This is a genomic window from Hymenobacter cyanobacteriorum (assembly GCF_022631375.1).
Lineage (GTDB): Bacteria > Bacteroidota > Bacteroidia > Cytophagales > Hymenobacteraceae > Hymenobacter > Hymenobacter cyanobacteriorum.
Map to the genome: position 1 here is coordinate 400175 of NZ_JALBGC010000005.1, position 13369 is coordinate 413543.

The window sequence follows — 13369 nt, forward strand, 5'->3', positions numbered from 1 at the left end:
TTCTTATTGGATTAAACTTCAAGGTATTGTTTTGGTAGTGGTAACGTGCTTGACAGGGCCAATGGCGCGTGCCCAAGCCCCCACATGGCAGATGGCCCTGGCAATCGGGAGTACCAACACCTACGTCTCGGCAAGCGCGGCTGACGCGAATGGCAACGTATACCTGGCCGGGCGCTTTCAGGGAACAATTGCCCTGGGAGCTAATAACTTGACCAGTGCTGGTGGCACCGACGCATTTGTGGCCAAATGGAACAGCGCTAGCAGCAGCTTCGTCTGGGCCCAGCGGGCCGGCGGCACTAGCGACGACGCCGCCGCGGCAATTGCGGTGAGCGGCACAAGCATCTACATTGCCGGGAACTTTATAGGAACAGCCAGCTTTGGAAGCACTATTTCCGTGAGCACAGCTGGATATAAGGACGCATTCGTGGCAAAGCTTACCGACATTGGGAGCACCACCCAATTCATCTGGGTTCAGCAGGCCGGCGGCACGAATGCTGACTATGCCAATGCGTTGGCGGTGAATGGGAATAGCATCTACGTAACGGGGGCTTTCGTTAGCCCGATAGCCACTTTTGGCAGTCTCACTTTAAGCAACGCGGCAGCTCGTTTTCAAACTGTTTTTGTCGCCAAGCTTACAGACGCAGGCCCAGCCAGCAGCTTCACTTGGGTGAAGCAGGCGGGAGGGATGGACAACGACGATTACCCCACCGCGCTTGCGGTACAGGGAGCGAATGTGTACATAGCGGGAAGATTTTATAGTTCGTACGTCTTTTTTGGCATTGGCAGTGCAGCGGGTCCGAACCATGACAGTGGCCCTGGCGCTGGCGGTACAGCCGATTTTTTTGTGGCCAAGCTGCTCGACAATGGCGGCACCGCCAGCTTTGCGTGGGCCCAATTCGGTGGTGGAAGCCACGAAGACTATGCCAACGCCATAACTGTAGCTGGGACGAGTGTGTATGTCGGCGGTGGATTTCGCGTAAGCGGCAGTTTTGGTTCCCTTACGCTGAGTACTCCCTTTTCCACGAATGCCCCCCTGCATGCCAACGCCTTTGTTGCTAAGTTAGCCGAAGGCACGGGTGCATATACTTGGGTTCAGCAGGCGGGAGGGGTGCAGGACGATGTTGTTAATTCGCTGCTAGTGAACGGTGCCAGCCTTTATGCTGCCGGGCAATATGTGGGAACCCCACAGTATCCGGCCGTATTTGGTAACAGTTCATTGGTCAGTGTCGGTAGCAATGACACGATGTTCAATAACTATTCTGATGTATTCGTGAGCAAGCTGACGGACACCGGCGCCAGCGGCAGCTTCGTCTGGGCGCAGGGCGCGGGCGGCAGCGGCACCGATGTTGCAGCAGGGCTGGTTGCCAGTGGCACAAGCCTGTATGTGACCGGTTATCTGGCACCGCCAGCCTCATTCGGGGGGCATTCCATCGCCACCCCAGTCAACGGCAACGTCGGCTTCTTAGCCTCGCTCAACGACCTTTCCCTGACGGCTACCGTCTTGGGCCGGCGTTCCGAAAGCATTAATCTATTTCCTAACCCCGCCCACGGCATGGCCACCATCCAACTGCCCGCCCTGCCCGACGCTACTACGGCCACCCTCACCATTCTCGATGCCTTAGGCCGCACCCTCCGCATTCAAGCGGTCGCTGCGAACGCAAAAAATGGAATCGACCTGAACGGCCTGGCCCCTGGTCTCTACGCCGTGCGGGTGCAGGCCGGCGGCAGCACCGCAACCCGCCGGCTGGTGGTGGAGTAGGAGGGGCGCAACCCGCCGTACCTTTGCCCCATGAACTTCGCCGCCCGAATCGACCACACCCTGCTGCGCCCCGACTGCACCGAAGCGCAAATCATTCAGCTTTGCGAGGAGGCTACCGCCCACGGCTTCGCCACCGTGTGCGTGCCGCCCTGCTACGTGGCCCTGGCCGCCGGCAAGCTCGAAGGCACGGCGGTGGGCATCTGCACCGTTATCGGGTTCCCGCTCGGCTACGCCACCTCGGCCGTCAAGTTCAAGGAAGCCGAAGTGGCGTTGTACGACGGGGCCACCGAGCTGGACATGGTTATCAACATATCGGCCCTGAAATCGGGGAAAACGGCGGCTATTCAGGACGAGATTCTCGACCTCGCCGACCTCTGCCACGTGCACCAGGCCCAACTCAAGGTCATTATCGAAACCGCTTTGCTCTCGGAAGCCGAAATTGAGCTGGCCGCCGCCCTGTGCGTGGCCGGCGAGGCCGATTTTGTGAAAACCTCAACCGGCTTTGCCAGCCGGGGGGCATCGGTGGCTGATATTGAATTGCTGCGCCGCGTGCTGCCTGAAACCATGCGCATCAAGGCGGCCGGTGGCATTCGTACCCGCGCCGCTGCCGAGGCGCTGGTGGCCGCCGGGGCTGACCGCATCGGCTCGTCCAATAGCATCGCCCTGCTTGCTGAATCTGATGAATCGACCAGTGCTTAAGATTTTGCTCGTTACCCCGCTGCTGGCCCTGGCCGCCTGCGCCGGCACGGCTGCGCAGGCCCCCCGCGCCAGCGCCCCCTCAACCGATACCACCCGCAAGCCCGTGGCCACCGCCGCCCCCCTGCCTGCCGAGGACGTGACGAAGTACCGCCCCGTTTTCGCCGCGCCCAAAACGGTGCCCGTTGCCGCCGCGCCCGCCGTGAAGACGGCCGTGCCGCCCACCAACGCCGTGAATGCTCAGGTAGAGCAGCGCCTGCGCGACCAGGCATACACCAACCAGAACGTGAAGTACGCCCAGGGCTACCGCCTGCTGGTGTACCTCGGCCTGGAGCGCGACCAAGTAATGGCCATCCGGCGCAGCATCATCGGCCGCTACCCCGACGAGACGGACTACATCACGTTCAAATCACCCGTCTACCGGCTGTATATCGGCGACTACCTCACCAAGCTCGACGCGGCCCGCGCCATGGCCCGCCTGCGCGGCCTCACCCCCAAGCTGGAGCTCGAAGCTACCCAGGTACTGCTGAACAAGAACCCGTAGGGGCGGCTTTACCAGCGAAAAGAACGGTCATGCAGAGCGCAGCGAAGCATCTCGCGTGCTAAAGTAATTCAACCGATTAAAATTAGTTGAGCAAGCGAGATGCTTCGCTGCGCTCTGCATGACGGTCTGACGTGCCGTTTCGCCAAGCACCCATCTCCCATGACTGACCTCATCCCCCGCATCCAGCAGCTTGCCGCCGCCCACGCCGCCGATACCGTCGCCATTCGCCAGCACCTGCACGCCCACCCCGAACTCTCGTTCGAGGAAGTGAACACGGCTGCCTTCGTGAAGAAGGAGCTCGAAAAGCTGGGCCTGAAGCCGCAGCCGCTGGCCGGCACCGGCGTGGTGGCCCTCATCGAAGGCCAGCCCGGCGGCCCCACCATAGCCCTGCGGGCCGACATGGACGCGCTGCCCATCAACGAGGCCAGCGACGTGCCCTACAAATCGACCAATCCCGGCGTGATGCACGCCTGCGGCCATGACGTGCACACGGCCTCGCTGCTAGGTGCGGCCCGCATCCTGACGGCGCTGAAGGGCGAGTTTAAAGGCAATATCAAGCTCATGTTTCAGCCCGGCGAGGAGCGCCTGCCGGGCGGCGCTTCGCTGATGATTAAGGAAGGCGTGCTGGAGAATCCGGCCGTGGGGCACGTGCTGGGGCAGCACGTTTTCCCGCACCTGCCGGCCGGCAAAATCGGCCTGCGCCCCGGCCGCTACATGGCCAGCACCGACGAGCTGTACCTCACCATCAGAGGCAAGGGCGGCCACGGCGCCATGCCCGAAATGAACCTGGACCCCGTGCTGGTGGCCGCGCACATCATCGTGGCCGCCCAGCAGATTGTGAGCCGCCGCGCCAACCCCAAGCTGCCCTCGGTGCTGAGCTTCGGCAAGGTCATCGCCAACGGCGCCACCAACGTCATCCCCAACGAAGTTTACATCGAAGGCACCTTCCGCACCCTCAACGAGGAGTGGCGCGCCGAAGCCCACCAGCACCTGCGCAAGCTGTGCGAGGGCCTGGCCGAAAGCATGGGCGCGGTGTGCGAGCTCGAAATCCGGGTGGGCTACCCGTATCTGGAGAACGAGCCGGCCCTCACGGCCCGCGTGCGCGCCGCCGCCGAGCAATATCTCGGCCCCGAAAACGTAGTAGAGCTCGACCAGTGGATGGCCGCCGAGGATTTCGCCTACTTCTCGCAGGCCGCGCCCTCGTGTTTCTACCGCCTAGGCACCCGCCACGCCGACGGCCGCTTTGCCGCCTCGGTGCACACGCCCACCTTCGATATCGACGAGCAGGCCCTCACTACCGGCCCCGGCCTCATGGCCTGGCTGGCGATTGAAGAGCTGAGCCGTTAAAATCGTAGCGCGGATTTTGTAGTCCGCGAGTGAAATTTCTACTACAAATAACTCGCGGACTACAAAGTCCGCGCTACCTATATGAACCGTCTGCTACCCCTGGCCTTCGTGGCCGCCGCCCTGCTGGCCCTGCCCGCTGCTGCCCAAACTCGCCGCACCGTATTCGGCGTGCAGCTTTGGCCCGAGGCGCAGGCCGAGGTGGCGCTGGACGGCTCCGACTACCTGCTCATTTCGGCCCGCGGCCAGCAGAACACTGACAACAACGGCTACGCCGGCACTAACCGTTTCCTGGGCTTCGACCAGCGCCGCCTGAGCGTGGGCTACGAGCATTTCCTAAGTGAGCACTGGAGCCTCGGGGCCACGCTGCCCTACATTGGTTTTGGCAAAACCTACGCGCTGCTGCCCGAGGTGCTGCTGCGCCACCGCAGCCCGGTGGGCCCGCTCACCTTCGGCCAGCGCCTGAGCCTGGAGCACCTTTTCCCGGGCCAGACGGGGGCCAAGGGCGCGACCTACGCCCGCCTGCGCGCCGATTTGGAAAAGGCCTTCGCCCTGGGCAGCGCCGTGGCCCTGCGCCCGCGCCTGAGCTATGAGGCCGCCACCCACCTGCGCGCCTTCTCGGCCGACGACAACCCCGACGTGGACGAGCGCACCATCCAGTTTACCAGCCTGCGGGCCGAGGTCGGCGTGCGCCTGGGGCCAAAGTTCGATTTCACGCCTTGGTTTGCGTACCAGACGCAGTATAGCTTCGGACTGGCCCAAACCGATGCGCTGGGCAACGTCACCATCCCAGCCGGCCGTGTCAATTCCGTAGCTCCTGTGCTGGGCCTCGACCTACGCTATACTTTCCTTAATGGCAAGGATGCCGCCGCCCGCCGGCAGCTGCCGACGCAGCACTAGCAGCATAAAATGGTGGCTGTTGCTGACAAAATTGCAGTAGAAGGAAAGAGTATTTTTGTGTGTTTTGAGGTAATTGAAAGAGTTTTTTGCGTTGCCATTACTCGTGGGTGAAAGACGAAAAGCAAGAAACAAGACTTTTTGGCTTGTTTGAAGGTCGCAAATTCGATTGGTATAGAATTTAAGGAAATGAGGCAAGTTGCACCTGTCGGCTATCCTTTCACCCTCCTCAAAATTCTAACAATATCATGGCAACTCTGCTGTATAACAACCGCCCTTCTCTCCGTCCCAGCCGCGCTTTGAGCGCAATGCTGGCTGACATGCTGCGCGAGCCTCAGGCTCCCGCCGCCCAGCCCACGCCCGCCTTCGTGCCGGCCACCGACGTGCTGGAAACCGCCACTGGCTTCGAACTGCACCTGGCCCTGCCCGGCGTAAAAAAAGAAGCCGTTAACATTGAATTCCTCGACGGCCAGCTCCTGGTGTCGGGCAACCGCCCCAACCCGGCCGATGCCGTGAAGGAAGCTGCCGCTACGGCCACCGAAGCGCCGGCCGAAACGCCCGAGAACACGCCCGCCGTGGTAGCCCCCGAAGCACCGGCTGCGCCCAAGTTCCGCCGCACCGAAACCAACTACGGCAGTTTTAGCCGCAGCTTCCGCCTGCCCGATACGGTGAACGTGAAGGCCATCGGGGCCGAGCTGACCGACGGCATCCTGCGCGTAACGCTGCCCTTCGACACCGAGAAAGTGACCAAGCAGTACATCGAAATCCGCTAATAGCGCGGGGTTTTAGCAAAAAAGGCACCCTCCGGGGTGCCTTTTTTGCAGGGTTGTCTGTTGTAGGCTAAAATTGCCCTTCAGACGCTCGTTTGGCCTGTTTTCTGCTAAAAGCAACCCGGAGGCGCTAAAATGAATCCTTGCATCGTTGGTAGGGCGAAAACGGCCCGGCGCGTCATGCGGCGTTCATCAAGCGGCTGCTAATTTAGGATTGTCAATCACCCATTCACTTTTTTCCATTTTCCCTTACCCATGCAAGCAAAACAAATGATGCTCGGCCTGCTCGGTTCCGCCATTTTGGGCGGCGGCGTGGCCGTGGGGGGGTACAAGCTGCTGGAGCCCGCTGCCGTGGCGCCGCAGGCTGTAGCCGCCAACCCCCAGGTGCGTTACACTTCTGAAATGCGGAGCACGCCCTACACCGTGCCCGAAGGCCTGAACTTCGTGGCCGCCGCCGCCGCCGTTACCCCGGCCGTGGTACACGTGATGACCGAATACGCCGCCGCGCCCGTCGACCAGCGCCAGCAGCAAATGGACCCTTTCCTGCGCCAGTTTTTCGGCGACCAGCTCGACCAGTTCCACGGCCAGCAGCCGCAGGGCGGTGGCCAGGGCTCGGGCTCGGGCGTGATTATCGCCGCCAACGGCTACATCGTGACCAACAACCACGTTATCGACAAAGCCTCGAAGATTGAGGTGGTGCTCGACGACAAGCGCAAGTTCGACGCCGAGCTGGTGGGGGCCGACCCCAACACCGACCTGGCCGTGCTGAAAGTGAAGGCCGACAACCTGCCCTTCGTGAAGTATGGCAACTCCGACGACGTGAAAGTCGGCCAGTGGGTGCTCGCCGTGGGCAACCCCTTCAACCTGAATTCGACCGTGACGGCCGGCATCATTTCGGCTAAAGGCCGCAACATCGACATCCTGCGCCGCAAGGACAACATGGGCATCGAGTCGTTCATCCAGACCGATGCCGTGGTGAACCCCGGCAACTCGGGCGGTGCACTAGTGAACCTGAATGGCGACCTCATTGGCATCAACTCGGCCATCGCCTCGCACACGGGCAGCTATGAGGGCTACTCGTTTGCCATTCCCAGCTCGCTGGCCAGCAAGGTGGTTGATGACCTGCTGAAATACAAGGTGGTACAACGTGCCTTGCTTGGCGTTCAGATTCAGGAAGTAGATGCTAAGCTGGCATCGGAGAAGAAGCTGAACACGCTGAATGGCGTGTATGTGCAGGGCCTGACAGACGGCAGCGCCGGTGCCCAGGCTGGCTTGAAAACAGGCGACATCATCACCCAAATCAACGGCGTGGCCGTGAACACCTCTTCGCAGCTGCAGGAGCAGGTGGCCCGCTTCCGTCCTGGCGACAAGATTAAGGTGAGCTACCTGCGCGGCAGCTCGGCCAACACCACCGAGGCCGTGCTGCGCAACGCCACCGGCACCACCGGTGTGGTGCGCGAGGACGCCACCGCCGCGGCCATCAAGTATGAGGGCGCGACGATTGCCGCCGTGCCGCCGCGCGACCTGGCCAAGCTGGGCCTGGAAGGTGGTGCCAAAATCTCGGGCATCAAAGGCAGCAACTTCCGCGAAACGGGCATGGCCGACGGTTTCATCATCACGCGCATCGATAAAAATGCCGTGACGAAGCCTTCGGACGTGAAAAATTACCTCGACCAGGCCCGCAACAACTCGGGTGCTTTGGTAGAGGGCGTGTATCCTGACGGGCGCAAAGCCTATTATCCCATCGGGCAGGAATAAGCGTAAAATAGCACTGCATGCCGACTAAAAAGCCGCTGCCAATAGGCAGCGGCTTTTTTTGCAGTTGGGCAATTGGATTAGGCAACTAATCCCAATTTGGGATAAGAAATGGTGGTTTAGAAAAATGCTATTGACCTGCCTAAGAGAATATAGCTTTTTGACAACAGCTGACTGATTATCAGGTAAGATAAGGCGCTAAATGCCGCGAATTGTATGTGATTTTAACCGCCATTGTTTGTAGATTGCCGTACACGCAATCCCAAGCCGGGACCTCTCTTCCGGCTACAGTGCTGGACCGATACATCGGGCAGGCTGTTCTAATCCGAGCATGGAAAACGTCATCAACACCCTGGTCATCCAAAACTTCAAGTCGATTCGCCACGCGGTGTTGCATCCGCGGCGCGTGAACCTCATTATTGGGGAGCCGAACGTGGGCAAATCGACGGTGCTGGAGGCGATGAGCCTGCTGGGGGCGTTGCCGTTTGAGCGCAAAAACAAGTTCATGCGCAGCTTCATTCGGTACGATGAGCCGGCGCAGCTTTTCCACGACAGCATTCTCACCAACCCGGTGCGCATCGAGTCGGACCATGACGTGTGCCTGCTGGCCCGCCAGGCCAAGGGGCAGGGGCGGGGCAAGGGGTTTCAGTACGGCGTGTTCAGCCAGTCGGCCTACCGCTTGCTGCGCGTGCAGCTGGGCCTGCCGCTGCTGGAAAGCCGCCCAAAAAACCGCGCTGTAGACGATGCCAGCCTGCTCAGCCGCCTGCAGCAGCGCTTCGATGTGCTGGGCACATTGCCCGAGCCGGGCTACCGCTACCTGGAGTTCGGCACCAACGGCCGCCTGCGCGAGCTGCCCGGCGGCGCGCCGGGGCTGGCCTCGGCGCCCGACTGGCAGCCCCGGGCGGTGAAGCCGTTTCGCTTCAAAAGCACGGGCCGCATTGACCGGCGCTACCCCGATACCACCTTGGCCCCGCCCCACGGCAACAACCTGGTGCACGTGCTGGAAACCAACACGGCCCTGCGCCACCAGTTCAAGGCGCTGTTCAACGAGCAGCACCAGCAGCTGCGGGTGCGCGCCGATGCCCGCCGCCTGGAAGTGATGAAGGACGTGGACGGGCTCACGGTGGCCTACCCGTACTCAGGTGCGGGCGACACGTTGCGGCGCTTCGGGTTTCACATGGCCGCCATGGATTCGAGCCGCGAGGCGGTGATATTGCTGGAAGAGCCCGAGTCGCACTCGTATCCGGGCTACATTATGCAGCTGGCCGAGCGCATGGTGGCCCACGAAAGCAACCAGTTTTTCGTGACCACGCACAGCCCCTATTTCTTCGACAGCGTGCTCGAAAACATGGTGCCCTACGAAAGCCTGATGCCTGAGCTGGCGGTGTTCGTGGTGTATTACAAGGATTTTCAGACCAAAATCCGGCAGATGAGCGACGAGGAAGTGCGCAACCTGCAGCGCGACAGCCTCGATGTGTTTAACAACCTACACCACTTGGCGCACGAGTCGAACGGCCGGAAAGTATAAGGTGGGTAGCTGAGAAGTTGCGGCCGGCCAACTCCGCGCCGCCCCGTAGCTTTGCGGGCGCAACATCCCACCCCAAAACCCCTATGAAGCAGGCCCTCGAAGAAGCTACTGCCGCCGACGTCACTGTTGAGCACCCCCACCACGACCCCCACGGCATTCAGGACGTGCTGCGCCAGTTGGGCGTGCAGGCCGACAACGCCGCTTACAGCACCGGCCGCACCTGGGGCGGCGCTGAAAATGCCGACCGTCGCGTCATCAACGCGCCCGCCGATGGCCGCCGCATTGCTAGCGTGGCTTTCGCTACTACCGACGACTACGAAACGGTGGTACGCGCCGCCGAGGAAGCTTACAAAACCTGGCGACTGATGCCGGCGCCAAAGCGCGGCGAAATCGTGCGGCAGATTGGCAACAAGCTGCGCGAGTTTAAGGAGCCGCTGGGCAAGCTGGTAAGCGCCGAGATGGGCAAAATCCTGCAGGAAGGCCTGGGCGAAGTGCAGGAGATGATTGACATCTGCGACTTCGCGGTGGGTCTGAGCCGGCAGCTGCACGGCTTTACGATGCACTCGGAGCGCCCGGCGCACCGCATGTACGACCAGTACCAGCCGCTCGGCATCGTGGGCATCATTTCGGCCTTTAACTTCCCCGTGGCGGTGTGGAGCTGGAACGCCATGCTGGCCGCCGTGTGCGGCGACGTAAGCATCTGGAAGCCTTCGGAGAAAACGCCCCTCACGGCCGTGGCCGTGCAGCACATCATCAAGGATGTGCTGGCCGAGAATAACATTGCCGAAGGCGTGTTCAGCGTGATTATCGGCGATGCCAGCATTGGCGCCGCGATGGCAGCTGATAAGCGCATTCCGCTGGTATCGGCCACGGGCAGCACCCGCATGGGCCGCAAGGTGGGCGAGGTAGTAGGTGCGCGCCTGGGCCGCGCTTTGCTGGAGCTGGGTGGCAACAACGCCATCATCGTGACTAAAAATGCCGACCTCAAAATTGCCATCCCAGCCATCGTGTTTGGGGCGGTGGGCACGGCCGGGCAACGCTGCACCAGCACGCGCCGCGTCATCATCGAAGACAGTGTGTTTGAAGAAGTGAAAAACCGCCTGCTGGCTATTTACCCGAAGCTGCCCATTGGCCACCCGCTGCAAACGGGCACGCTGGTGGGCCCGCTGATTGATGCTGACGCGGTGAAGATGTTCGAGCAGGCGCTGGTAGCGGTGCAGGCCGAAGGCGGCAAGCTGCTGACCGGTGGGCAGGTGCTGAGCGGCGCCGAGCTGCACGGCGGCCACTACGTGCAGCCTGCGCTGGTGGAAGTGGAAAACCACTACCATACGGTGCAGGAGGAAACGTTCGCGCCCATCCTCTACCTCATCAAGTACAGCGGCGACGTGGAGAAGGCTATTGAGCTGCAGAACGACGTGCGCCAAGGCCTGTCAAGCAGCATCTTCACGCTGAACATGCGTGAGGCCGAAGCCTTCCTCTCGGCCAGCGGCTCGGATTGCGGCATTGCCAACGTGAACATCGGCACGAGCGGGGCCGAAATCGGCGGCGCATTCGGCGGCGAGAAGGAAACCGGCGGCGGCCGCGAATCGGGCTCCGACGCCTGGAAAGTGTACATGCGCCGCCAGACGAACACGATTAACTACAGCACTGAATTGCCGTTGGCGCAGGGCATCAAGTTCGACGTGTAGCAAATTGCAAAGCGCACAAAAAAAGCCTTCCTGATTACCAGGAGGGCTTTTTTTGTGCGCTTTGCAATTTGCTAATTTACTCGAAAGTCGCCGTGCCCTTTGTAGTATAGTTTACTGCCGTTGTACAGCACATAGTAGAGGCGGTAGCGTTGGCCCTTCGGAAAGGCACTGAGGTCGAGGGGCAGCACCAGGTTGCGGGCCGGAGTAGAGAAAGTCCGCATATAATACGACTGATAGGTGTTACCCACCGCAATGCCCTGGCAACTAACCGCATCGGGAGTGTCGTAGCGAAAGGTAGTAGCGGCGGTGGCCGGGTTCGGATACGCGCTAATGTTCGTAGCGGTGCCCTGCGACGCGCCATTCAAATCAATTCCGAGAGAGGCAAATAAGCTTTGCTCGGTTGAATTCCAAGTGGCGTCCAGGGTCCAGTCGGTGGGGTCTTGGGGGCCGTTGGCCACGTTCTGGTCGGTGCGGTAGCTGATGCCCTCGTCGGCCCCGAAATAGATAGTATCGGGTGGGGGCGGCGTGTTGTTGAGCTTACAATTGCCAAAAGCCAGGGCGCTGCAAAGCACCACCAGCACGGGCAGTTGCCACTGAAAGGATTTGGACGCGCTCATCGCTAAAAGGGTTAATTTTCAGGTAAGTTACGAAGTTGCGCGGTAAAAACGTGCTTTAAAAAGCGTGCAAAGAATGCGCCTACAGCAACTTACGTAGCGCCCAGAGGCTCCACACAATCACCATCAGCCCCACGCCCACGAACATCCAGCGGGTGGGCAGGCGGCCGGCCAGCTTGGCGGCAATGGGCGCGGCCGCCACGCCGCCCACGATGAGCCCCAGCACAATCTGCCAGTGCGAAATGCCCAAGATGGTGAAAAAAGTGAAGGCGCTGGCAAACGTCACGAAGAATTCGACTAAGCTCACCGTGCCGATGACGTAGCGGGGCGTCCGGCCGTTGGTGATAAGCGTGCTCGTGACCAGCGGGCCCCAGCCACCGCCGCCAAACGAGTCGAGAAACCCACCGGCCCCGGCCAGCCAGCCGGCATTTTTTACCTTTTTGCGTTTTCTCGCTACCTTCTGGAAGGCTTTGGTGATGATGCGCAGGCCCAGAATGAGCAGGTACACGGCCAAAAGGGCCTTGACATAGCCGGCGTAGGTTTCGCCAAAATGCGCCAGCAACAGCGCGCCGCTGACGGAGCCGGCAATGCCTGGCAGCAGCAGCACCCGAAACAAGCGCTTGTTCACGTTGCCGAAGCGGTAGTGGTTGTAGCCCGACGCGCCGCTGGCAAACACCTCGGCCGTGTGAATGCTGGCACTCACCGAAACCGGACTCAGCCCCAGCGACATCAGGCTAATGGCCGACACCACGCCATAACCCATGCCCAACATGCCGTCCACCATTTGGGCCAGGAAACCCACGGCCACGAAGGTGTAGAATGTGCCCGACGAGCGCGCCAAATCCCAGGCCTGCTGCCAGGTGAAGTAATAGGAAAGGATATTGAGGATGATGAAGCCCGCGAACGTCATCAGCGCACCGGTGGCCACGCGGCGCCAGTAGGCGGTGGCGGGCGTTTCGTAGGCGGGGCCGTGGGCCAGCTCGGCGGTCACGGCGTTCAGCGACTTCACTTTCTCGGCAAAGTCGCCCTGCAAGCGGCCGCGGATAATGGTCATCTGGCCCAGTACCGAGGCCAGCTCGGCGGGCAGCACTTCGGCCAGCACTTCGCGCAGGCGCTTGCCCACGGTGGGCGACTTGCCGTTGGTGGAAATCGCAATTTTCAAGTCGCCCTTCTGCAACACCGACGAGAGATAGAAATCGCAGAGCGCGGGCGTGTCGGCCACATTTGTGAGCAGGCGGCGGGCCGCGGCAGCGGTGCCGATGTAGCGGTGCAGCTCCACGTCGTCGGTGGCGAGGAAGAGGATGTCGGCGTGGTCGAGGTCAGAATCCTGGTAGGGGCGCTGGTGCAGCTGCACGCGGGGGTGGCGGGCGGCCAGTTCGCGCAGCTCGGGCAGCAGCAGCGGGGCCACCACCGTGACGGCGGTTTCGGGGCTATTGCGCAGGATGGCGCCCAGCTTTTCCAGCCCCACGTTGCCGCCGCCCACCAGCAGCACGCGCATGGTGTCCAGCTTCAGGAAGATGGGGAACAGGTGGTTGGCCGCCGGGGCCGACTCCGGCGGCAGCGTTGCTACTGCCGGAGTCGCCGGGGTTGAGTTGTTTGTTGGCATAGCTCAGAACGTAGCAGTAAGATACGAAGACTAGTTGTCAGTTTCTAGGAAGTGTTAACAATCGCGCAACCAGAGCACGGTTGCTGCCAAGTGAATAAAAGCCAGAAAATGCCGGTCCAACTTGTCGTAGCGCGTGGCCACGCGGCGAAACTGCTTGAGGCGGCTAAA

At 61.3% G+C, this 13369-nt stretch carries 11 protein-coding genes and 1 pseudogene; 9 read left to right on the forward strand and 3 right to left on the reverse strand.

Annotated elements, in window-relative coordinates; genetic code table 11:
• Positions 1-91 precede the first annotated feature (91 nt).
• From MON38_RS19575 to amaB, 9 genes are all read left to right on the forward strand, one after another.
• Positions 92-1759: a T9SS type A sorting domain-containing protein gene (locus tag MON38_RS19575; protein WP_241937851.1), complete on the forward strand. Its 1668-nt coding sequence runs from the start codon at positions 92-94 to the stop codon at positions 1757-1759.
• Positions 1760-1789: 30 nt separating this feature from the next.
• A complete protein-coding gene (gene deoC / locus MON38_RS19580) occupies positions 1790-2458 on the forward strand; it encodes a deoxyribose-phosphate aldolase (RefSeq protein ID WP_241937852.1) in 669 nt (222 codons plus the stop codon).
• Positions 2439-2999 carry a hypothetical protein gene (locus tag MON38_RS19585; RefSeq protein WP_241937853.1) on the forward strand — a complete coding sequence of 187 codons (561 nt, stop codon included), beginning with the start codon at positions 2439-2441 and terminating at the stop codon, positions 2997-2999. Before deoC ends, MON38_RS19585 begins: the two co-directional genes overlap by 20 nt.
• 159 nt (positions 3000-3158) lie before the next feature.
• Positions 3159-4346: a M20 metallopeptidase family protein gene (locus MON38_RS19590; protein ID WP_241937854.1), complete on the forward strand. Its 1188-nt coding sequence runs from the start codon at positions 3159-3161 to the stop codon at positions 4344-4346.
• 81 nt (positions 4347-4427) lie between these two features.
• Positions 4428-5243 carry a hypothetical protein gene (locus tag MON38_RS19595; protein ID WP_241937855.1) on the forward strand — a complete coding sequence of 272 codons (816 nt, stop codon included), beginning with the start codon at positions 4428-4430 and terminating at the stop codon, positions 5241-5243.
• 245 nt (positions 5244-5488) lie between these two features.
• On the forward strand, positions 5489-6013 hold the full coding sequence (locus tag MON38_RS19600) for an Hsp20/alpha crystallin family protein (RefSeq protein WP_241937856.1): 525 nt from the start codon (positions 5489-5491) through the stop codon (positions 6011-6013).
• A gap of 252 nt (positions 6014-6265) precedes the next feature.
• Positions 6266-7768 carry a S1C family serine protease gene (locus tag MON38_RS19605; protein ID WP_241937857.1) on the forward strand — a complete coding sequence of 501 codons (1503 nt, stop codon included), beginning with the start codon at positions 6266-6268 and terminating at the stop codon, positions 7766-7768.
• A 328-nt stretch (positions 7769-8096) separates the two neighbouring features.
• A complete protein-coding gene (locus MON38_RS19610) occupies positions 8097-9293 on the forward strand; it encodes an AAA family ATPase (RefSeq protein WP_241937858.1) in 1197 nt (398 codons plus the stop codon).
• An 83-nt stretch (positions 9294-9376) separates the two neighbouring features.
• Positions 9377-10981, forward strand: a complete 1605-nt coding sequence (gene amaB, locus MON38_RS19615) for an L-piperidine-6-carboxylate dehydrogenase (RefSeq protein ID WP_241937859.1) — start codon at positions 9377-9379, stop codon at positions 10979-10981.
• Between the two features lie 71 nt (positions 10982-11052).
• Here the strand turns inward: amaB and MON38_RS19620 are convergent, their stop codons facing one another.
• The 3 genes and pseudogenes from MON38_RS19620 to MON38_RS19635 form a co-directional block, all read right to left on the reverse strand.
• Entirely contained in the window at positions 11053-11598 is a 546-nt protein-coding gene (locus tag MON38_RS19620) for a hypothetical protein (protein ID WP_241937860.1), read from the reverse strand.
• A gap of 79 nt (positions 11599-11677) precedes the next feature.
• On the reverse strand, positions 11678-13201 hold the full coding sequence (locus MON38_RS22915; protein ID WP_338423789.1) for a TSUP family transporter: 1524 nt from the start codon (positions 13199-13201) through the stop codon (positions 11678-11680).
• A 54-nt stretch (positions 13202-13255) separates the two neighbouring features.
• Positions 13256-13369, reverse strand: a pseudogene (locus MON38_RS19635) (IS5/IS1182 family transposase); the annotation flags it as partial.